General features: G+C 60.8%; 20 protein-coding genes. 14 read left to right on the forward strand and 6 right to left on the reverse strand.

The genetic code is table 11. From position 1 onward, the window contains the following. Positions 1 to 57: 57 nt before the first annotated feature. From AACH87_RS10065 to AACH87_RS10085, 5 genes are all read right to left on the reverse strand, one after another. A complete protein-coding gene (locus AACH87_RS10065) occupies positions 58 to 843 on the reverse strand; it encodes a peptidylprolyl isomerase (protein WP_338798676.1) in 786 nt (261 codons plus the stop codon). A 68-nt stretch (positions 844 to 911) separates the two neighbouring features. Further along, a complete protein-coding gene (locus AACH87_RS10070; RefSeq protein ID WP_338798677.1) occupies positions 912 to 1,172 on the reverse strand; it encodes a BolA family protein in 261 nt (86 codons plus the stop codon). A gap of 11 nt (positions 1,173 to 1,183) precedes the next feature. Next, a complete protein-coding gene (locus AACH87_RS10075; protein WP_338798678.1) occupies positions 1,184 to 1,726 on the reverse strand; it encodes a septation protein A in 543 nt (180 codons plus the stop codon). Between the two features lie 32 nt (positions 1,727 to 1,758). Further along, positions 1,759 to 2,172: a peptide-methionine (R)-S-oxide reductase MsrB gene (gene msrB / locus AACH87_RS10080; protein WP_338798679.1), complete on the reverse strand. Its 414-nt coding sequence runs from the start codon at positions 2,170 to 2,172 to the stop codon at positions 1,759 to 1,761. Continuing rightward, on the reverse strand, positions 2,169 to 3,650 hold the full coding sequence (locus AACH87_RS10085) for a YdiU family protein (protein ID WP_338798680.1): 1,482 nt from the start codon (positions 3,648 to 3,650) through the stop codon (positions 2,169 to 2,171). The genes msrB and AACH87_RS10085 overlap by 4 nt, the downstream gene beginning before the upstream one ends. Before the next feature lie 165 nt (positions 3,651 to 3,815). Between AACH87_RS10085 and AACH87_RS10090 the strand changes: the two genes are divergently transcribed. From AACH87_RS10090 to AACH87_RS10120, 7 genes are all read left to right on the forward strand, one after another. Next, a complete protein-coding gene (locus tag AACH87_RS10090; protein ID WP_338798681.1) occupies positions 3,816 to 5,459 on the forward strand; it encodes a 3-(methylthio)propionyl-CoA ligase in 1,644 nt (547 codons plus the stop codon). Positions 5,460 to 5,672: 213 nt separating this feature from the next. Then, the gene (locus tag AACH87_RS10095) at positions 5,673 to 6,905 is read left to right on the forward strand and encodes a branched-chain amino acid ABC transporter substrate-binding protein (RefSeq protein WP_338798682.1); all 1,233 of its coding nucleotides are present in this window, start codon (positions 5,673 to 5,675) and stop codon (positions 6,903 to 6,905) included. Between the two features lie 71 nt (positions 6,906 to 6,976). Beyond that, positions 6,977 to 7,930 (forward strand): branched-chain amino acid ABC transporter permease, encoded by a 954-nt coding sequence (locus AACH87_RS10100; RefSeq protein WP_338798683.1) that lies wholly within the window; start codon positions 6,977 to 6,979, stop codon positions 7,928 to 7,930. A 3-nt stretch (positions 7,931 to 7,933) separates the two neighbouring features. Continuing rightward, on the forward strand, positions 7,934 to 9,262 hold the full coding sequence (locus tag AACH87_RS10105; protein WP_338798684.1) for a branched-chain amino acid ABC transporter permease: 1,329 nt from the start codon (positions 7,934 to 7,936) through the stop codon (positions 9,260 to 9,262). A gap of 2 nt (positions 9,263 to 9,264) precedes the next feature. Continuing rightward, positions 9,265 to 10,050, forward strand: a complete 786-nt coding sequence (locus AACH87_RS10110; protein ID WP_338798685.1) for an ABC transporter ATP-binding protein — start codon at positions 9,265 to 9,267, stop codon at positions 10,048 to 10,050. Positions 10,051 to 10,053: 3 nt separating this feature from the next. Further along, on the forward strand, positions 10,054 to 10,749 hold the full coding sequence (locus tag AACH87_RS10115) for an ABC transporter ATP-binding protein (protein WP_338798686.1): 696 nt from the start codon (positions 10,054 to 10,056) through the stop codon (positions 10,747 to 10,749). Between the two features lie 614 nt (positions 10,750 to 11,363). Next, complete coding sequence (locus AACH87_RS10120) at positions 11,364 to 11,630, forward strand: hypothetical protein (protein WP_338798687.1); 267 nt, start codon at positions 11,364 to 11,366, stop codon at positions 11,628 to 11,630. 175 nt (positions 11,631 to 11,805) lie between these two features. On the opposite strand, the gene AACH87_RS10125 is transcribed toward AACH87_RS10120, so the two are convergent. After that, positions 11,806 to 11,994 (reverse strand): hypothetical protein, encoded by a 189-nt coding sequence (locus AACH87_RS10125; protein ID WP_338798688.1) that lies wholly within the window; start codon positions 11,992 to 11,994, stop codon positions 11,806 to 11,808. 644 nt (positions 11,995 to 12,638) lie between these two features. Between AACH87_RS10125 and AACH87_RS10130 the strand changes: the two genes are divergently transcribed. The 7 genes from AACH87_RS10130 to AACH87_RS10160 all read left to right on the forward strand — a co-directional run bounded on the left by AACH87_RS10130 (position 12,639) and on the right by AACH87_RS10160 (position 21,564). Then, positions 12,639 to 14,279, forward strand: a complete 1,641-nt coding sequence (locus AACH87_RS10130) for an oleate hydratase (RefSeq protein WP_338798689.1) — start codon at positions 12,639 to 12,641, stop codon at positions 14,277 to 14,279. Positions 14,280 to 14,502: 223 nt separating this feature from the next. Beyond that, on the forward strand, positions 14,503 to 16,602 hold the full coding sequence (locus AACH87_RS10135) for a 3-hydroxyacyl-CoA dehydrogenase NAD-binding domain-containing protein (RefSeq protein ID WP_338798690.1): 2,100 nt from the start codon (positions 14,503 to 14,505) through the stop codon (positions 16,600 to 16,602). Between the two features lie 34 nt (positions 16,603 to 16,636). Then, positions 16,637 to 17,812 (forward strand): acetyl-CoA C-acyltransferase, encoded by a 1,176-nt coding sequence (locus AACH87_RS10140; RefSeq protein ID WP_338798691.1) that lies wholly within the window; start codon positions 16,637 to 16,639, stop codon positions 17,810 to 17,812. Positions 17,813 to 17,962: 150 nt separating this feature from the next. Further along, the gene (locus AACH87_RS10145; RefSeq protein ID WP_338798692.1) at positions 17,963 to 19,810 is read left to right on the forward strand and encodes an acyl-CoA dehydrogenase; all 1,848 of its coding nucleotides are present in this window, start codon (positions 17,963 to 17,965) and stop codon (positions 19,808 to 19,810) included. Positions 19,811 to 19,812: 2 nt separating this feature from the next. Further along, positions 19,813 to 20,019, forward strand: a complete 207-nt coding sequence (locus tag AACH87_RS10150) for a hypothetical protein (protein WP_338798693.1) — start codon at positions 19,813 to 19,815, stop codon at positions 20,017 to 20,019. A 152-nt stretch (positions 20,020 to 20,171) separates the two neighbouring features. Continuing rightward, positions 20,172 to 20,969 carry an SDR family oxidoreductase gene (locus AACH87_RS10155; protein ID WP_338798694.1) on the forward strand — a complete coding sequence of 266 codons (798 nt, stop codon included), beginning with the start codon at positions 20,172 to 20,174 and terminating at the stop codon, positions 20,967 to 20,969. Positions 20,970 to 21,132: 163 nt separating this feature from the next. Continuing rightward, a complete protein-coding gene (locus tag AACH87_RS10160) occupies positions 21,133 to 21,564 on the forward strand; it encodes a PaaI family thioesterase (protein WP_338798695.1) in 432 nt (143 codons plus the stop codon). Positions 21,565 to 21,641: the final 77 nt, after the last annotated feature.

Genomic DNA, 21,641 nt, shown 5'->3' on the forward strand with positions numbered 1-21,641 from the left:
GCGGCCTTGGCCGCGTCTTTTGATTTCCGTGCCCTCAGTGCTGAGGGTCGGGCGAGGTTATTCCACCTTGGCCTTCGCGCGCAGGTCTTCCTGGAACTTCACCAGCTTTTGTTGCTGCAGTTGTTGTGCAACCTGAGGCTTCACGTCATCCAGCTTGGGCAGCTCGGCTTGGCGAACGTCCACCAAGCGGATCACATGCCAGCCAAACTGGCTCTTGACGGGGGTCTCGGTGGTTTTGCCCTTTTCGAGCTTCAGCAGAGCCTCTGTGAACTCGTTGACGTAGCTGGCGGGGTTGGCCCAGTCCAGATCACCACCCTTGGCTGCGGAGCCTGGATCCTTGGATTGCTTCTTGGCGAGGTCTTCAAACTTGGCGCCTTTTTTCAGGGCGGCGATGATGGCCTTGGCTTCCGATTCCTTTTCCACCAGGATATGGCTGGCCTTGTATTCCTTGCCGCTGTTGGCAGCAACGAACTTGTCGTACTCAGCCTGAATTTCGGCGTCGGTCACGGGGTTGTTCTTTTGGTAGTCAGCGAACAATTCGCGGATCAGGATGGTCTGGCGGGCCAGTTCCATTTGCACCTTGAAGTCTGCGGAGCCTTCCAGGCCGCGCTTCTGGGCTTCTTGCATGAAGATCTCGCGGGCGATCACTTCTTCCTTGATCTGACCTTCCACATCGGGAGTCACGGGGCGGCCCGAGCGCTCAACCTGCTGGCGCAGCACTTCAGCGCGCTCCTTGGGGACGGCCTTGCCGTTGACGATGGCGATGTTCTGGGCGGAAACGGGCAGGGCCATCGTGCCCAGCACGGCAGCGGCCACGAGGCCAGACAGGAGCTGTTTCTTCATGCGAAATCCAAATAAAGAGAAGGTGTTTTCAGGCTGAAAACCGGCAAGTTCTGAAGAGTGGGGCCGGCTCAGAGAATTTCAATGGCGAGTGCGTGAACACCCCGGTCAATAAATTCCTGCAGCGCATCATACACAAGGCGGTGCTGGGCTACGCGCGACTTTGCTGTAAACAAAGGTGACGCTATCCGCACCCGAAAGTGGGTGCCGAAATCGCTTCCGTTGGAGCCTGCATGCCCTGCGTGGGCTGCGCTCTCGTCAAGCACTTCGAGCTGGCTGGGCGAAAGCACGCGGCTGAGCTTGTCGTGCATTTGCTGGGCGACAGACGTCATGGGGTAGGCCTTCACGAGTTGCTGGGTTCGTCGCTCTTGATGTGCGGAGCGATGTACAGGCCCTGGCCCACCAGAAAGACCAAGGGGAATGCATAGCCCCAGAGCTTGAAGTCCACCCAGAATTCGGTGCTGAAGTTGAAAACGACATACGCATTCACGGCTGACATGAAGGCGCAGTAAACAATCCACGCCTGGTTCAGCCGCATCCAAACCCCGTCGGGTAGGCTGAGCTGGCTGCCCAGCAGCATGTGCAAAATATTCTTCTTCATGCCCCACACGGCAATCGCCAGCGCCAAGGCCATGGCACCGTACAGCACGGTGGGCTTCCACTTGATGAAGCGGTCATCCTGAAGCACCAGTGTCAACGTGCCAAACAGCAGGATCAGCACCAGCGTGATCTTGTGCATGGTCTGCAGTTTGCGGTCGATGGCGTAAATCAGCCCCATCTGCAACGCAGTGGCCGCCATCAGTACGGCGGTTGCGGTGTAGATGTTGAACAGCTTGTAGGCCCCGAAAAAGAGCAGGATCGGGAAAAAATCAATCAATATCTTCATAAAGCAAGGCCAGCAACCACTGGCGCAGCGGGTCAGGATGCGTCGGGTTCAAAGTCCAGTGACGCGGAGTTCATGCAATAGCGCAAGCCTGTCGGAGCCGGTCCATCTTCAAAGACATGCCCCAGGTGGGACCCGCATTGTGCACACACGGTTTCGGTGCGCACCATTCCGTGGCTACGGTCCACGATTTCCTTGATGGTGCCGGGAATGGCTTGCGAGAAACTGGGCCAGCCGCAACCGGCGTCAAACTTGGTGTCCGAGTCGAACAGCTTGGCTCCACAGCAGATGCAGTGATAGCTGCCATCTGCCCAGTGGGCTTCATATTTGCCGGTGAACGGGCGCTCGGTCGCGGCATGGCGCGTGACCTGCAGAGCCAGGGGTTCTGCACCCTTTTCACGAAGGATGGTTTGCCATTCGGCTTCAGTCTTCTGGATGGGGAAGGTCATGATGAGCAACTGATGGAGATGGAGGAAGCCCAGTCGGGCGGAAAGTCTGCAAGCGCTTCGTGGTCCGGGTGTTCCTCAAACGGGCTTTCCAGCACCCGCTGCAAGGTGGCCAGGACGGAATAATCACCCAATTTTGCTGCCTGAATGGCCTGTTCACCCAGGTGGTTGCGCAAAACGAACTTGGGGTTGGTGTTAAGCATGGTTTTGGCCGCTAGCGCTTTATCTTCCAGCGCTAGCAGCTCTGAATATGATAGCAACCAAGCATCCCAGGCGGCGCGGTCGGCAAACAGATCGCGCACAGGTTCAAACAGCCCATTGCCCACCGCATGCGACAAGCGCCGCCAGAAGATGGTGTAGTCCACTGCATTGCGTGCCAGCAGTTGCAGCAGCCCATCGATCAGCTCGGCGTCTCCCTCACGCGCTGCGGTCAATCCCAGCTTGCGGCGCATCTCGTGCATGAATGCTGTGGGGAAGGCAGTCTTGTACGGCTCCAGCGCCGCGAGGGCCAGCTCCTGGTCCTGAATCAATGGCATCAGCGCCTGCGCCAGGCAAAACAGGTTCCAGTAGGCGATGTTGGGCTGGCGGTTGTAGGCGTACCGACCCTGGGTGTCGCTGTGGTTGCAGATGTGCCCAGGCACAAAGGCATCCAGAAACTGAAATGGCCCGTAGTCCACGGTCAGGCCCAGGATGCTCATGTTGTCCGTGTTCATCACACCGTGGCAAAAACCTACGGCCTGCCATTGGGCCATCAGGCGTGCCGTGCGCTCGCTCACCTCATGCAGCAAGGCCGCGTATGGGTTACTGCCAAAGCGGGTCTCGGTGCGGCAGCCGGGGTAATAGCGGTCTATCACATAGTCGGCCAGCTGGCGCAGTTCTGCCTCCATGCCGTTGGCCGAAAAATGTTCGAAATGCCCGAAGCGTATGAAGCTGGGTGCTATGCGGGTAACCACGGCTGCGGTTTCTGCCTCCTCGCGGTACACCGGCGCAGGCGAACCGGTGATGCACAGAGCGCGTGACGTGGGGATGCCCAACGCGTGCATGGCTTCGCTGCACAAAAACTCTCGGATGCTGGAGCGCAGCACGGCGCGCCCGTCGCCCATACGTGAATAGGGGGTTCGGCCAGCACCTTTGAGCTGGATTTCCTGCCCATCCGCCGTCTCGCCCAGCAAAATGGCCCGCCCGTCGCCCAGCTGTCCTGCCCAGACACCGAACTGGTGCCCGCTGTACACGCTGGCCAGCGGCTCAGAGCCCGCGAGCAAGGTGCTGCCCGAAAAGGCCGTGAGGGCATCGGGTGCGTGTTGCCACTGCTCGGGCAAGCCCAGCAATTGCGCCACGCTCTCGCTATGCCCCACCCAATAAGGCGAGGGCAGCGGGGTGGGGCGCAGCTGCGTGTAAAAGGCGCTGCCCAAGGCAGCGAACCCGGCTTGCCACTGCAGTTGCAGTGGCTCGCTGTGCGGGCTGGGGGACTGTGATTGCATGGTGGCATTGTCTCGTAGCGCACAAACTCCCCCCGCCCGAGGGGCCATCGCGCGTACCGGCTTCGGGGCGAAACCAAGGGATTTCACGTGCCTTTTGCGACACGCTCAGCGCTTTGTGCGCATTACGATGATCTCTTTGTCCATAACTACATCCAAGGAGCCAACATGCTGGGTCTGATGCAGAGTCAACAGCTGCTGATTTCATCCCTCATCGAATTTGCAGAGCGCCACCACGGCGATGCCGAAATCGTCTCGCGGCGGGTGGAGGGGGACATTCACCGCTATACCTACCGGGACCTTGCTGCGCGTTCGCGCCAGCTGGCCAACGCCCTGGACGCCTTGCAGCTCCAGTTCAGCGACCGCGTGGCCACTCTGGCGTGGAATGGCTACCGGCACATGGAGATGTATTTCGGCGTCAGCGGCTCGGGCCGGGTGTTGCACACCATCAACCCCCGCCTGCACCCTGATCAGATCGCCTGGATCGTGAACCATGCAGAAGACCAGGTGCTGTGTTTTGACATGACCTTCCTGCCCCTGGTGCAGGCCGTGCACGCCCGCTGTCCCACAGTGAAGCAGTGGGTGGCCATGTGCGATGCAGACAAGCTGCCCGCTGACACGGGCGTGCCCGGGCTGGTGAGCTACGAGGCCTGGATTGGGGCGCACCACAGCAACTACGCCTGGCCGGAGTTTGATGAAAACTCGGCCTCCAGCATGTGCTACACCAGCGGCACCACGGGCAACCCCAAGGCAGCCCTGTACAGCCACCGTTCCACCACCTTGCATGCCTACGCCGCGGCCCTGCCAGATGTGATGTGCATCTCTGCCCGCGATTCGGTGTTGCCCGTGGTACCGATGTTCCACGTCAATGCCTGGGGCATTCCCTACTCGGCAGCGCTCACAGGGTGCAAGCTCGTCTTCCCCGGCCCGGCGCTGGATGGCAAATCGGTCTACGAACTGATGGAGGCAGAGCAGGTGACCTACGCGGCGGGTGTGCCCACCGTGTGGCAAATGCTGCTGGGCCATGTCAAACCGGCGGGGCTCAAGTTCTCGTCGCTCAAGCGCACCGTCATCGGTGGCTCTGCCTGTCCGCCCGCCATGATCACCGCCTTCCAGGAAGAGTTCGGAGTGACCGTGCTGCATGCCTGGGGCATGACGGAAATGAGCCCGCTGGGCACCTTGTGCACGCTCAAGAACAAGCATCTGTCCTTGCCCAAGGACGAACAGATGAAGATCGTGCAAAAGCAGGGGCGGGCCATCTACGGCGTGGACATGAAGATCGTGGGAGGCGATGGCGAGGAGCTGCCGTGGGACGGCAAGACCTATGGCGACCTTCTGGTCAAAGGCCCGTGGATCGTTGCAAGCTACTTCAAGGGCGAGGGCGGCAACCCGCTGGTCAAGGATGCGCAGGGCCGGGGCTGGTTCCCCACCGGTGACGTGGCCACCATTGATGCCGATGGGTTCATGCAGATCACCGATCGCAGCAAGGATGTGATCAAGTCGGGTGGGGAGTGGATCAGTTCCATCGACATCGAGAACATCGCGATGGCTCACCCCGCGATCGCCATGGCCGCCTGCGTGGGCATGCCCCACCCCAAGTGGGACGAACGCCCCATCGTGGCGGTAGTCAAGCGCGCAGGGGCAGAAGTCACGCGCGAGGAGTTGCTGGCCTTCTACGAAGGCAAGACGGCCAAGTGGCAAATACCGGATGACGTCGTGTTTGTCGAGGCTATCCCCATCGGAGCCACGGGCAAGATGCTCAAGACCAAGCTGCGCGAACAGCTCAAGGACTACAAGCTGCCAGGCCTCTGAGCTTGAGGGCCACGCTGCGGATGCCGCCAAAGCCCCTGTTGGCGGGGCTTTGGGCGGTTTCTCCGGGTCTTTGGCGTGGTCCGTCAACAGGCTTCTGGCACTTCATGGTGGGCCTCCAGTCGCGTGTGCGATAGCTGCTAGGGGCAATCCCTGAGCGTTCAGGGATTGCAAAGCGGTACTCTGCGTCGTGTCGATCAACAAGGAGACAACACCATGAAATTTGCTATCAAGGCTGTAGCGGCTTCCGTACTTCTGGTGAGCGCTGGCGGGGTTTTTGCCCAAAAGGGCGAGACCGTCAAGATCGCTTGGCTCGACCCCCTTTCGGGCTTGATGGCAGCGGTGGGAACCAACCAGCTCAAGAGCTTTCAGTTCCTGGCGGAGGAGTTCAACAAGAAGAACCCCGCAGGTGTGAAATTCGAGATCATCGGCATCGACAACAAACTCAGCCCTCAGGAAACCACCAGCGCCTTGCGCTCGGCCATGGACCAGGGCGCACGCTACGTTGTGCAGGGCAATGGCTCTGGCCCCGCGCTGGCCATTATGGATGCGCTGGAAAAGCACAACGCCCGCAACCCCGGCAAGGAAGTGCTGTTCCTGAACTACGCGGCGGTGGACCCAGACCTCACCAACAGCAAGTGCAGCTACTGGCACTTCCGTCTGGATGCAGACACCTCCATGAAGATGGAGGCGTTGACCACCTACATGAAGGACCTGCCCGAGGTCAAAAAGGTCTACCTCATCAACCAGAACTATTCGCATGGCCAGCAGGTGTCCAAGTACGCCAAGGAGATGATGGCGCGCAAACGCCCCGATGTGCAGTTTGTGGGCGACGACCTGCACCCGCTGGCCCAGGTGCGCGACTTCTCTCCCTACATCGCGAAGATCAAGCAGTCAGGGGCAGACACCGTGATCACCGGTAACTGGGGCTCTGACCTGGCGCTGCTCATCAAGGCCGCCAACGATGCAGGTTTGAACAACGTCAACTTCTACACCTATTACGGCTCGGTCACTGGCAGCCCCACGGCCATGGGCTCGGCCGCCGCAGGCCGCGTCTACATGGTGGCCTATGCGCACATGAACTTGCCTGGCCCGCTGAACCAGATCGTGCTGGACTACAAGAAGAAGTTCAACGACGACATGTACACCGGCTCCATCTATCACGCCTACACCATGCTGTCCGAAGGCTTTGTCAAAGCCAAATCCACCGATCCCGTCAAGGTGGCCGCGGTGCTGGAGGGCATGAAGTTCAAGAGCTTCAATGGTGAGGTCGAAATGCGCAAGACCGACCACCAGCTGCAACAGGGGTTGTTCATCTCCAAGTGGGAGAAGGTCAACGACAAGTACCCCATCGACTCTGAAAATACCGGCTACACCTTTGTACCTGTGAAGTATTACGAGCCCTATGTGGCCAGCACGCCTACCTCGTGCCAGATGAAGCGCCCGTAAGCTCGGCGGCACAGCTCGGAGGCCCGACATACTCGGGCCTTTTTTTTACGATCCAGAGATGAAAAATTCCCATGAATCTTGAGTTTTTCGTGATCTCCCTGCTCAACGGCGTCAGCTACGGGCTGCTGCTGTTCATGCTGAGTTCAGGGCTTACGCTGATCTTCAGCATGATGGGGGTGCTGAACTTTGCGCACACCAGCTTCTACATGCTGGGGGCCTATTTCGCATTCACCATCTCCAGCGTGGTGGGTTTCTGGCCCGCGCTGGTGCTGGCACCTCTGGTCGTGTTCGTGATGGGGGCCGCGTTTGAGCGCTATTGCCTGCGCCGGGTGCACAAGTTTGGCCATGTGCCTGAGCTGCTCGTGACCTTCGGTCTTTCCTATCTCATTCTGGAACTGGTGCAACTGGTGTGGGGCCGCTCTACGGTGCCTTATGGGCTGCCTGAGCAATTGCAAGGCCCGCTGTTCACGCTGTACGGCACGCAGTTCCCCAAGTCCCGCTCTTTTGTGATGCTGGTGGCGTTGCTGATGCTGCTGTCGGTGTGGCTGCTGCTCACGCGCACCCGCATTGGCTTGGTCATTCAGGCAGCCCTCAAATACCCCGAAATGGTGGAGGCCCTGGGCCACAACGTACCGCGCGTGTTCATGCTGGTCTTTGGCGGCGGTGCGGCCCTGGCCGGGCTGGCCGGGGTGATCGGGGGCAACACCTACGTCACGGAGCCTGCCATGGCGGCATCGGTGGGCTCCATCATCTTCGTGGTGGTCGTGGTGGGGGGCATGGGCTCGCTGGCGGGGGCATTCCTGGCCTCTCTGCTCATCGGCATCGTCCAGACCTTTGCGGTGGCGCTGGACTATTCGCTGATCCATGCCTTCCGGCTGGTGGGGGTAGCAGTTACCGAGCAGACCTTTGGCTACCCGCTGCTCAAGCTCACCATCTCGCAGGTGGCACCCATCCTGCCGTACCTGTTCCTGGTTCTGATCCTGATCTTCCGCCCCAAGGGCCTGCTGGGTACCCGGGAGGACTGACGCATGACAACATCCACCCAACCGTCTTCTGCATCGGGCCCCGTGGCCTACTACCGGTTCAAGCCCTGGAATGTGGGGCGCTTCGTGATCTGGTCGCTGTTTGCCATTGCGCTCATCGTCGCGCCCATGCTGTTTCGCAGCAGCCTGGCGTTGACCATGCTGTCCCAGATTGGCTACCTCATCATCATCTGCCTTTCGTACAACATGCTGCTGGGGCAGGGGGGCATGCTCAGCTTCGGGCATGCTGTGTACACGGGGCTGGGCTCTTTTCTTGCCATCCATGCCATGAACATGGCTGGCAAGGGGGCGCTGCCCATTCCGCTTGTGTTGATTCCTCTGGTGGGCGGTCTTGCGGGGGCGTTTTTTGCGATTCTGCTCGGCTTCGTCACCACCAAAAAGTCGGGCACCACCTTCGCGATGATCACGCTGGGCATTGGCGAGCTGGTGGCCTCCATGGCGCTCATGTTTCCCGAGTTCTTTGGTGGCGAGGGCGGCATCACTACCGACCGGGTATACGGCAAACCGTTTTTCGGCATCAGCTTCGGCCCAGCCATCCAGGTCTACTACCTGATCGCTGCCTACTGCTTTGTGTGCACCGCCGCCATGTTTGCGTTCACCGGTACACCTCTGGGTCGCATCCTCAACGCAGTGCGCGACAACCCCGAACGCGTGGAGTTCATCGGCTACAACACGCAGCGCGTGCGGTACTTCGCTTTCATCATTGCGGGCTTCTTTGCGGGCATTGGCGGGGGGCTTGCCACCATCAACTTTGAAATCATCACAGGCGCAGACAGCCTGAGTGTGGTGCGCTCTGGCGGGTATCTGCTCTTCACCTTCCTCGGCGGTGCCACGTTCTTCTTCGGGCCCATCATCGGTGCCGTGCTGCTGGTGCTTGCGTCGGTGCTGCTGTCAGAGCTTTCCAAAGCCTGGCTGCTCTATCTGGGGCTGGTCTTTCTGTTCATGGTCATGTTTGCGCCCGGCGGCATTGCCAGCCTGATCATGATGAACCTGCGCCTGGCCAAGTACGGCAAGCTGCGTCAGCTGTGGGCCTCTTACCTGGGGCTGGCTGGCTCAGGCCTGGTGGCCGTGATGGGCGTGGCCTGCATGGTCGAGATGACGTACCACCTGCAGCTCAATGCCGCATTGGGCCCGCAGATGAATTTCCTCGGAGCCTCCATCAACGCCAAGGGCTTGACCAGCTGGTTCGGGGCAGGCTTTGTGTTGCTGACGGGGGCAGGGCTTTTCGAGCTGTGCCGACGTCAGTTTTTGCAGCAGTGGGGGCGCATCCAGGAAGAGATCGAGCATGAAATCAAACGCGGGGAGGCCTTGTAACCATGGCGGCTGACAACGCAACCTATGCGCTGGAGCTGCGCGACCTGCGCAAGAGCTTCGGCAAGACCGAGATCATCCGCGGTGCCAACCTGGCGGTAGCCCAGGGGGAGCGCGTGGCCATCATCGGCCCCAACGGGGCTGGCAAGTCCACATTGTTCAACCTGATCAGTGGCCGCTTTGCGCCCACCAGCGGTGATGTGATCCTCAACGGCCAGCGCATCAACGGCCTGCCGCCTTACGAAATCAACCGCAGGGGCCTTTCGCGCAGCTTCCAGATCACGAACATCTTCCCCAAGCTGAGCGTGTTTGAAAACCTGCGCTGCGGCGTGCTGTGGAGCATGGGCTACAAGTACACCTTCCTGCGCTTTCTATCGGGCCTGCACGATGCCAACGAGCGGGCGACCCAGCTCATGGAAATGATCAAGCTCGACAAGAAGCGCGACACCCTGGCCATGAACCTGACCTACGCCGAGCAGCGGGCGCTGGAGATCGGCATCACCATCGCAGGCGGGGCCAACGTCATCCTGCTGGACGAACCCACGGCAGGCATGAGCAAAAGTGAAACCTCGCGCTTCATCCGCCTCATCAAGGAAGTGACCGTGGGCCGCACCCTGCTGACGGTGGAGCACGACATGGGCGTGGTGTTTGGCCTTGCCGACAAGATTGCCGTGGTGGTCTATGGCGAAGTGATTGCCTTTGACACCCCGGAGAAGGTGCGCGCCAACCAGCGCGTGCAAGAGGCCTACCTGGGGTCGGCCATTGCAGATGCGCAGGGAGCGGGACACTGACCTATGCTGAAAATCGACAACCTCCACGCCTACTACGGCAAAAGCCATGTGCTGCACGGCGTCAGCTTTGATGTGCAGCCCGGCGAAATCGTGGCCCTGCTGGGCCGCAACGGCTCAGGCCGCTCCACCACCGCCAAGGCCATCATGGGGCTGGTGGACTGGGAAGGCACCCTGCAGTGGAAAGGGCAGGACCTGCGGGGCAAAAAAGCCTACGAGATTGCCCACCTGGGCCTAGGCTACGTGCCCGAAAGCCGCGACGTGTTTCCCAACCTCACGGTGCACCAGAACCTGCTGCTGGGGCAAAAGGGTAACGGCAAGGGCAGCCGCTGGTCGTTTGACGACATGTACCAGATGTTTCCCCGCCTCAAGGAGCGCCAGCACACCGAGGCGGGCGTGATGTCTGGCGGCGAGCAGCAGATGCTGACACTGTGCCGCACCCTGATGGGCGACCCCGATCTCATCATCATCGACGAGCCCACCGAAGGGCTGGCTCCCAAAATCGTGGAGCTGGTGGGGCAATACCTCCAGGCGCTCAAGGCCCGGGGGGTCTCTGTGTTGCTGATTGAGCAAAAGCTCACGATTGCCATGACCATCTCGGACCGCGCGCTGGTCATGGGGCATGGCTCCATCGTCTTTCAGGGCACGCCAGACAGCCTGCGTGCGGACAACTACATCCGCAAGGAGTGGCTGGAGGTGTAGACAGGTTCCTGCCTTGCTTGCGCAGTGGCGGGGCTGCGTTGTTTGCGGTTAGAGGTGTTTCGCCATCGGGAGTCGTTGGCGAAGGCGCGGTTAAGGCGGGCGGGTGACGACCTTGGAGTTTTGCAGCTGGCTTGTGGCGTCGTGGACGTACTCAAACAGCGCTTCCTTGCCGCATTGAGACTGCGCCATGCGGTGCAGGTCATCGCAGTGTATTTGCTATTTAATTGATAGCTGCTTACGCTTGCTCAATAAGCGCTGGAGCGTGATTAGGCTTGTGAGAAATACACGTATGGGTCAAAAGACAAGACTCTACCCCAGCGCCTTCGCAGCGCCTGCTGGGGGTGACCAATTCTCGAAAGCAGGTGCTGTTTTTGGTTTGGCAGCGCTATGGCTCAGCCAGAACAGATTTGTGAAGAGCTTCCCTGGCAGACTCGGCACATGCTTGGTTCGTCGTTCTCAAGTTAAGGTAATGAACTACGACCTCATTAGGAATGTTGTTTATGGGTAGTTATAATTATTTTGGCTAGAGTTGACTGTTTTCATATTTAACTATTGCGCAGATGCCTACTCCAAAAATATACGCGAGCCTATCAATAAAAATCATTGCAATGATAATGAAACTGCGCTGGAATTTTTTGTTCATTCTGGGGAGTTTTTTGTTGATTGCTTTGGTATTGAGCAATGCGGTGCCCAAACTCGAAAATATTGTTGGTCATATATTTTTTGTGTTTGTAGTTCTTTACTTTGCTTTAATGGTGCCAGTGTTGTTGTTTGCGAAAAAGGAAGATTCTTCCGATATGGTTGCGCTGGGGATATCGCCTTGGGTAAAAACCATGATTTGTAATGTTTGGATTTTCATTTGCGTACGTTTAGTCCTTTGAGTGCAGTGGTCGCAGGCACAAAAAAGCCCTCACAAGAGGGCTTTTCTTTTTGAGCCCGCGCAAGATCACCGCGCTCGCCAGAGCAGGCCAGCAGGCCATTTGGTGGACTTGACGGGTCCAGCACCAGCATCACTGCGCATACTGGCCAAGCGATAGAGCAGGGTGATGTTCTTCATCAGTCGTTCTCCCAAAAGCGGCTTTGTGCAAGCTCAGCCTCGCGTTCAATCTGTCGCTGGATGAGGCCGTATTCCGGGTTGTCTTTGATTAAGCGGTTGGATGCACGGGTGCCGAGCAGCGCCTTGCATGTGCGGACTGCGCGCCGATAGAACTGCGCCTGGATGGAAAGTAGGATCAAGTCTTGCATCTTGTCTCCCTACACCCTCTGACCCGAGACAGTCCCTGATGGTGCAGCAGACTAGCAATGCACTTGCGGGCAATCTCCGGCAGGCTGATTTGCGACGCATGGTGCGGTTGGAGCATTGGGCTCGCTAACCGCCTTTGCCGCAACTGGTACAGGCAAAGCCGGGCCCTGATTGCCGATGACCCTGCCGGGTTCAACAGTCAAAGTGTGTCTGCGCTGGTAGTGTGCAAAGGCATTGGGCAGCGTTCAGTGTTGGAGCCATTGCCAACTGTGTCACCCTGCCCAGCGCAAGCGCGTTGGCCTCTGCAATGCCCTCCACAGGCTGACGTCTCCCAGCACGTTGTCAGTGAAAGTGACTTGAGGCCCCGGCAACCCTGCTGGGGCTCTTTTTTTGGCGCGGCATTTGATCTGTGTCTGGAACTTGCCTCTTTTGCAGGCAGCGCACTCACGGCCTTCACGGGCGAGGCGTATAACGTTTTGCAACGCCAGCCAGGGGGCTCACCCGCTGCCGGACAGGCAGCGTGGCTCTGAAGCTTGGCGTGGATGGCTGGGGCCGGTTCGCATGGTCAATCGCAACGTGAACCGGTGCTGGTCAGCAATACGGATCAACGACTCCAACCAACGAGTCCATCAGGGAGCACGCCGACATGAAGACACGCACACCCCATCTCACACCCTTCAACCCCCAGACCGCCCACCTCTGGATCGTGGGCGGTGGCATCGCAGGCATGTCTGTGGCTGCCTTCGCCATCCGCGACGGCGGGGTACCGGCCAGTCATATCCACATCCTGGAAGAGACCGCCATCCCCGGTGGCTCCATGGACGGTGGGGCCGCGCCCAATGCTCCAGCCCCGCAGACCTGGGTGACCCGTGGCGGGCGCATGCTGACCGATGAGACCTACCTGTGCCTGTGGGACTTGTTTGAGAGCATTCCTTCGCTGGAAGACCCCACGGTGTCGGTGCGCGAAGAGTGCAGACAGTTCAACGCCAAGGTGCACACCCATGCCCAGGCACGCCTGATCGATGGGCAGCACCGGATTGCGGATGCTGCGAAGCTGGGCTTCAGCATGGGGCACCGGGTGCAGATGCTGCGCCTGCTGGCCTTGAGCGAAGAACACATTGGCAGCCGACGCATCGAAGAGTTCTTTGACGAAGCGTTCTTCCAGACCCACTTCTGGCGCATGTGGCGGACGACCTTTGCATTCCAGAAGTGGCACAGCGCCATTGAATTGCGCCGCTACTTCCTGCGGTTTGTGCAGGAGTTTCCGCGCATCCACACCCTGGCCGGGGTGCGGCGCACCAAATACAACCAGTACGACTCCATGGTGATGCCGTTGCAGCGCTGGCTGATGCAGCAGGGCGTGGATGTGCGCTTTGGGCACCGCGTGGTGGACGCCGCTTTTGAAACGCTGCTTGATGGCAGCCGCCGTGCGACATCGTTGCGGGTTCAGGCGCAGCAGGGTGGCTCCATCACCGATTCGACCTTGCCGCTGGGGGCTGACGACATTGCGTTTTTCACCCTGGGCTCCATCACCTCTGATGCGCGCTATGGTGGCAACGACGACGTGCCCGCGCTGGTGCGCGACCGGCAGGACCATGGCTGGGCCTTGTGGGAGAGCATTGCGCAGAAGGCCCCGGATTTTGGTCGCCCCGCGGCGTTTTGCGGCAATGTGGACGAGCACAAGTGGGAGTCGTTCACCCTGACCATGCGCGACGACCGTTTGCTTCAGCGCATCACCGAATACTCGGGCAACAAGCCCGGCACCGGGGCGCTGATGACGTGGTACGAATCGGGATGGCATCTCTCGGTGGTGGTGCCATACCAGCCTCATTTCTATGGCATGGCCGAAGGCACCTACACCCTGTGGGGCTACGGCTTCCAGGTGGACAACCTGGGGGATTACGTGCGCAAGCCCATGGCGCAGGCCACGGGCCGCGAAATCCTGACGGAGCTGATCCTGCAGATGGGCTTTGATGACCTGCTGGACCATGTGCTGGCCACCACCGACATCACCACCGTGATGATGCCCTACGCCTCTGCCTTGTTTGCCTGCCGGGCTCCTGGCGATCGGCCCAAGGTGCTGCCGGATGGCGCTCAGAACTTTGCCTTCCTCGGCCAGTTTGTGGAGATGGAACAAGACGTGGTGTTCACCGTGGAGTATTCGGTGCGCTGCGCCATGCTGGCGACTTACCAGCTGCTGGGTATCGACCGGGAGATTCCCGCCATCTACAACGGCCTGCTGGACCCCAAGGTAGGCTTGCAGGCGCTGGAGGCCGCCTTTCACTGAGGTTTCACTGCGAACTGTCGCGGCTCGCCTCGTTCACCAAGCCCCCGCCCGGGGGCTTTTTTGTGGCCGTTTTCTTTGAGCAGATCCACAGGGGCCGCAGGGAATCCCCTTGTCTTGTCCCGAGCGGGACAAACAGATACGCACTGTCACTGGCAAAGTCATTGTGAGCCACTACAATAAAAATCGCACGACCGTTCTTTTTTACTTTGCAAGGGACAACAGCATGACCGCTGAATACAAAGTCCACGGCCCCGTTGCCGTGATCACCATGTCGAACCCGCCCGTCAACGGGCTTGGTCTTGCCACCCGGCAAGGCATTGTGGACGGCTTGCAGCGGGCCAATGCCGATGCGGCCGTGAAGGCCATCGTCATCACGGGGGCGGGCGGTGCGTTCTCCGGCGGTGCAGACATCAAAGAGTTTGGTACCGACAAGTCCTTGCAGGAACCCAATCTGCTGTCCGTGATTCTGGCCGTGGAAAACTCGGCCAAGCCCGTGGTGGCTGCGGTGCACACCGTGGCCATGGGGGGCGGGCTGGAGCTGGCCCTGGGTTGCCACTACCGTATTGCAGCCCCTGGCTGCTCCATTGCGCTGCCTGAGGTCAAGCTGGGCCTCATCCCCGGTGCTGGCGGTACGCAGCGCCTGCCCCGCGTGATCGGCGTGGAAGCCGCGCTCAACCTCATCGTGAGCGGTGAGCCCGTCAAGAGCGAGATGATTGGCGCCGTGCCCGGCCAGAAGCTGTTCGACAAGATGGCGGCATCGCCAGAGTCGCTGGCCGAAGAAGCCCTGGCCTTTGCTCAGAGTGTTGCGGATGCGCGTCCGCTGCCCCTGGTGCGCAATCTGCCTTGCAAGCACCCTGAAGGCGATGCGTACTTCCAGTTCGCGCGCAACATGGTCAAAGGCATGGCCAAGAATTTCCCTGCGCCTGCCAAGTGCGTGGATGCGGTGGAAGCCGCCACCAAGAAGAAGTTTGCCGACGGCATGCTGCTGGAGCGCGAAATCTTCATCAACTTGATGTGGACGCCCGAGTCGCGTGCGCTGCGTCACCTGTTCATGGCCGAGCGTGCGGCCAGCAAGATTCCGGACGTGCCTTCGGACACACCCAAGCGCGACATTCAGTCTGTGGCCGTGATCGGCGCAGGCACCATGGGCGGCGGCATTGCCATGAACTTCCTGAACGCTGGCATTCCCGTCAAGATTCTGGAGATGAAGCAGGAGGCGCTGGACCGCGGCATCGGCACCATTCAGAAGAACTACGAAGCCCAGGTCAAGAAGGGCAAGCTCAAGGAAGACAAGTACGCGCAGCGCATGGCACTGCTGAGCACCACCCTGAGCTACGACGACCTCAAGGACGCAGACCTCATCATCGAGGCCGTGTTTGAAGAGATGGGCGTGAAGGAAGCCGTGTTCAAGCAGCTCGATGCTGTGGCCAAGCCCGGTGCCATCCTGGCCTCCAACACCTCCACGCTGGATGTGGACAAGATCGCCTCGTTCACGAAGCGCCCGCAGGACGTGGTGGGCATGCATTTCTTCAGCCCCGCCAACGTGATGAAGCTGCTGGAGGTGGTGCGCGGCAAAGAGACAGCCAAGGACGTGCTGGCCACCGTGATGGCCGTGGCCAAGAAGATCAAGAAGACGGCAGTGGTTTCTGGCGTGTGCGACGGCTTCATCGGCAACCGCATGATCGAGCGCTACAGCCAGCAAGCGGGCTTCTTGCTGGACGAAGGCTGCACGCCCCAGCAGGTGGACAAGGCCATCGAAAAGTTTGGCTTTGCCATGGGCCCGTTCCGTATGGGCGACCTGGCGGGCAATGACATTGGCTGGGCCATCCGCAAGCGCCGCTACACCGAAAAGCCCGACATGAAGTACAGCAAGACCGCTGACCTGCTGTGCGAGATGGGCCGCTTTGGTCAGAAGACCGGTGCAGGCTGGTACGACTACCAGGCAGGCAAGCGTGACGCCATTCCGAGCGATGTGGTGAACAAGATGATTGAAGACCACCGCAAGAGCCTGGGCGTTGCAGCCCGCAAGATTTCGGACGAAGAGATCGTGCAGCGCCTGGTGTTCGCGCTGGTCAACGAAGGTGCCAAGATTCTGGAAGAGGGCATTGCCAGCAAGTCGGGTGACATCGACATGGTGTACCTCACCGGCTATGGCTTCCCCATCCACCGTGGCGGCCCCATGCACTACGCCAGCGAAGTGGGCCTGTTCAACGTGGTGCAAGCCATGAACCGCTTCGCGCAAAACCCCATGGACGACGCCAATGCCTGGAAGCCAGCGCCCCTGCTGGCCAAGCTCGCCGCTGAAGGCAAGGCCTTCCAGTAATCCGCGCCACGATCTACCGAACCAAGGAATTCACATGACATCCGCAGTGATTGTTTCCACCGCCCGCACGCCGCTTGCCAAAAGCTGGAAGGGCTCGTTCAACATGACCCACGGCGCGACCCTGGGCGGCCATGCGGTGCAGCACGCTGTGCAGCGCGCAGGCATTGACGGCGCAGATGTAGACGACGTCATCATGGGCTGTGCCACACCTGAAGGCGCGACGGGCAGCAACATTGCCCGCCAGATTGCGCTCAAAGCTGGCTTGCCCATCACCGCATCGGGCATGACCATCAACCGCTTCTGCTCGTCGGGCCTGCAGACCATTGCTACAGCCGCGCAGCGCATCATTGCAGGCGAGGGCGATGTGTACGTGGCCGGTGGTGTGGAAAGCATCTCCTGCGTGCAGCAGGAGATGAACCTGCACATGATCCAGGACTTGGCCCTGGCCAAGCAGAAGCCCGAAATCTACTGGAGCATGCTGCAGACCGCCGAGCAGGTGGCCAAGCGCTACAACATCGGCCGCGACGCCATGGACGAATATGGCGCTGCCAGCCAGCAAAAGGCCTGCGCAGCCCAGGCTGCTGGCCTGTTTGATGCGGAAATTGCCCCCATCACCGTCACCGCCGGGATTGCCGACAAGACCCTGGGCCTGATCACCAAGCAAGTCACCGTCAGCAAGGACGAAGGCACCCGCGAAGGCACCACCAAGGAAGGCATCAGCGGCATCCGCCCCGCGCTGCCCGGTGGGTTGATCTCTGCGGGCAACGCCAGCCAGTTCTCAGACGGTGCCGGTGCCTGCGTAGTGACCAGCGAACAGTACGCCAGTGCCAAGGGCCTCAAGCCCCTGGGCCGCTTCCTGGGCTTTGCGGTGGCAGGCTGCGAGCCTGACGAGATGGGCATTGGCCCCGTGTTCGCGGTGCCCAAGGTGCTCAAGAAGCTGGGCCTCAAGGTGGAGGACATCGACCTGTGGGAGCTGAACGAAGCCTTTGCCGTGCAGGTGCTGTACTGCCGCGACAAGCTCGGCATCCCTGCCGACCGCCTGAACGTGAACGGCGGTGCTATCGCCCTGGGTCACCCCTACGGTGTGTCGGGCCAGCGCCTCACAGGCCATGCGCTCATCGAAGGCAAGCGCCGCGGTGCCAAGCGCGTGTGCGTGACCATGTGCATTGGCGGCGGCATGGGCGCTGCGGGCATTTTTGAAGTGTTCTGATCCCGCTGCGGTTTCGCTACCCGAACAACCCCGCATGCAGTGCCACCGAGCTGAGTGATGCTGTAGCGGGGTTTCTTATTTCGATACTCCTGTTTTTATAGCTGCTTGCGCTTGATGGATAAGCGCTAGAGGCCTTTTGATCTAAACGCCATGAGCCTGCGCCCCACCGTTGACTTTCTGCTGTACCAGTGGCTCGATGCCGAGAAGCTGCAAGCGCGCGAACGCTTTGCCGACCACTCCCGCGAAACTTTTGACGCGGTGCTGGACACCTCGGAGCGCATTGCGCGCGAGAAGTACGCGCCCTTCAATCGCCTGGTGGATGTGGAGGAGCCGCGCACCGAAACGCAGCCCGATGGCACGCTGAGCGTGGTGCTGCCCCAGGCCACCTACGAAGCGCGCCGCGCGTACGCCGAATCGGGCCTGCTCAGCGCCGCGCAGGATTACGACATTGGCGGCATGCAGTTGCCCTACACCGTAGAGGCGGCGGCCAACAGCTTTTTTGCGGCGGCATCCATCAGCATCGGCTCCAACTTGCTCACCTCGGGCAATGCCAACCTGCTCATGGTGCATGGCACCGATCTGCAAAAACAGGTGTTTGCGCTCAATGAATTCAACGGCCGCTGGTCGGGCACCATGTGCCTTTCTGAGCCGCAGGCGGGCTCGTCGCTGTCGGACGTGGCCACGCGTGCCGTGCCGGATGGGGCCGATTTTGAAAGCGACCCGCTGGGGCCGCGCTACCGCCTCAAGGGCAACAAGATGTGGATCAGCTCGGGCGACCATGAGCTGACGGAGAACATCGTGCACCTGGTGCTGGCCAAGATTCCGGGGCCGGACGGCAAGCTGGTGCCGGGGGTCAAGGGCATCTCACTGTTCATCGTGCCCAAGAAGCTGGTCAACACCGAGGGCCAGCTCACGGGCGAACGCAACGACGTGGCCCTGGCCGGGCTGAACCACAAGCTGGGCTGGCGCGGCACCACCAACACGCTGCTGAACTTTGGCGAGGCGACGTACCCCGTGCGCGGTGGCGCTGGCGCGGTGGGTTATCTCGTCGGCAAGCCCGGCGATGGTTTGCGGTGCATGTTCCACATGATGAATGAGGCCCGCATCGGCATTGGCATGGCGGCCTCCATGCTGGGCCTGGCGGGCTATTACGCCAGCCTGGACTATGCCAAGAACCGTCCGCAAGGCCGACCCGTGGGAAAAGGCGGCAAGGACGCCAGCGCCCCCCAGGTGCGCCTGATCGAGCATGCCGACATTAAACGCATGCTGCTGGCGCAAAAAGCCTACGGAGAGGGCGCCCTGGCCCTGAACCTGTACTGCGCGTTGCTGGTGGACGAACAGCACACGGGCACGCCCGAGTCTGCCGACGAGGCCCGGCTGCTGCTGGAAGTGCTCACGCCCATTGCCAAGAGCTGGCCCAGCGAGTGGTGCCTGGAGGCCAACAGCCTGGCGATTCAGATTCACGGTGGCTACGGCTATACGCGCGATTTTCCGGTGGAGCAGTACTGGCGCGACAACCGCCTGAACATGATCCACGAGGGCACGCACGGCATCCAGGCCATGGACCTGCTGGGCCGCAAGGTGCTGATGGAGGGCGGGCGTGGCCTGCAACTGCTGGCCGGGCGCATCAACGACACGGTGCAGCGTGCCCTGCAAGTGCCCCAACTGGCGGTGCAGGCCAACGCACTGGCTGGCGCGTTGCAGCAGGTGGGCGCGGCCACCAAGGCGGCCTGGGCTACGGGCGAGCCCACGCAGGCACTGGCCAATGCCGTGCCCTACATGCAGGCTTTTGGGCACACCGTGCTGGCCTGGGTGTGGCTGGACCTGGCCCTGGCTACCCTGGCCGCCGATGCGCCAATGGGCCTGCCTGCCAGCCAGGGGCGCATGGGGGCCATGCAGTTCTTCTTCCGCTACGAGCTGCCCAAGATCAGCGCTTGGCTGGGCGTGGTCAGCACGCGCGACATGACCTGCGCAGACCTGCCTGAAGAGGCGTTTTGAGCATGGCTTCGCAACGCGCAGTGCAGCGTCTGCACAAGCTGATCTGGGTGCTGATCTACGGCGGGCTGCTGACCCTGGTGCTGGGCATTGCCACCGCACGCACGCAGGGGCCGCTGGGCGTGGTGTTGCAAGTGGTGGGCGGCGGCCTGGCGGCGGTGGGTGTCTTGCTCATTTTTGTGCGGGCCCGCATGCGGGTGGAGGGGCCTTAGCACTCAGGTGACAGCACGCGCCCCTCGCGCCTCGCACAATGCCTTGCGCTATCTGAGTGCTGCTGTTCACCGGGGTCGAAACCGCAGTGAATTTCGCGCCCTCCAGCGCCTCACCCTCACTCACCCTCATTCCATATCAGGAGACATCGTTCATGACACCACGCACCATTCAGCAATTGTTTGACCTGACCGGCAAGACCGCGCTGGTCACCGGCGGCTCGCGGGGCCTGGGGCTGCAACTGGCCCATGCGCTGGGCGAGGCAGGGGCCAAGGTGCTGATCAGCTCGCGCAAGGCGTCTGACCTGGAGGAAGCTGCCGCCGAGCTGAAGGCCGCGGGTATCGATGCGCAATGGATTGCCGCGGACTGCGCGAACGAGGCCGAGATTCGCAACCTTGCAGACGAAGCCATCCGCCGCCTGGGCGGCCATGTGGACATCCTTGTCAACAACGCGGGCGCAGCCTGGGGTGCCCCTGCGGAAGACCATCCTGTGGATGCATGGGACAAGGTGATGAACCTGAACGTGCGTGGCTATTTCATCCTGAGCCAGCACATTGCCAAGCAGAGCATGATTGCCCGCAAGAAGGGCAGCATCATCAATGTGGCGTCCATTGCCGGGCTGGGGGGCAACCCCAGCGGCATGAACACCATTGCGTACAACACGTCCAAGGGCGCGGTCATCAACTTCACGCGTGCCCTGGCGGCGGAATGGGGCAAGTACAACATCCGCGTGAACGCGATCTGCCCCGGGTTCTTCCCGAGCAAGATGACGGTCGGCACCCTCAAGGCCCTGGGCGAAGAGAACCTCAAGGCCGGTGCCCCGCTGGGCCGCCTGGGAGACGATGAGGACCTGAAGGGCCTGTGCGCCCTGTATGCGTCTGATGCGGGCAAGCACATCACGGGCCAGTGGCTGGCGGTGGATGGTGGGGTGAGTGTGGTGACTGGCGGTTAGGTAGAGTACAACCCCCTGAGGCGCTTTGCGCCTTCCCCCTTCTCTCGCGCTGCGCGCGGGAAGGGGGACACCGCCAGCGCGGCGGGGCGGCCCTTGCGCGGCGTTTACTGGCCTCGGCCCTGCCAGTCGCAACCCACAGTTTCCAAATCCAAAGGAATGAACCTTGATCAGTTTTGGCGTTGAAATCCCCTTTGTCAGCCTCTTGGGCTTTACGTTGCACCGCATGGAGGGTGGTGAGTCAGAGTTGCATTACGAGGCCAAGCCTGAGCATCTGAACTCGTTTGCGGTCACCCACGGGGGGGCATCCATGACGCTGCTTGATGTGACCATGGCCACGGCGGCGCGCAGCGAAACGCCCGAGATGGGTGTCGTCACCATAGAGATGAAAACCAGCTTCATGCAGCCTGCCGTGGGCCCGCTGGTGGCCAAGGGGCGCATTCTTCACCGTACGTCCACCATGGCATTCACCGAGGGCACGGTGTACGACGCCCAGGGGCGCGTGTGCAGCCATGCCACGGGCACGTTCAAGTACGTCAAGCGTTTGCCGGTGGATGGGCGCAACGTCAACGGCCTCAAAGTGATCTCCACGGATTGATGTTCAAACCCCATTGGCTGCCAGCGCAATAAATATAAGCGCAGGCAGCTATGTTTTTCATAGCGATAGAGGAGCCA

The organism is Acidovorax sp. DW039 (assembly GCF_037101375.1).
In the GTDB taxonomy this organism is placed as follows: Bacteria; Pseudomonadota; Gammaproteobacteria; order Burkholderiales; family Burkholderiaceae_C; genus Acidovorax.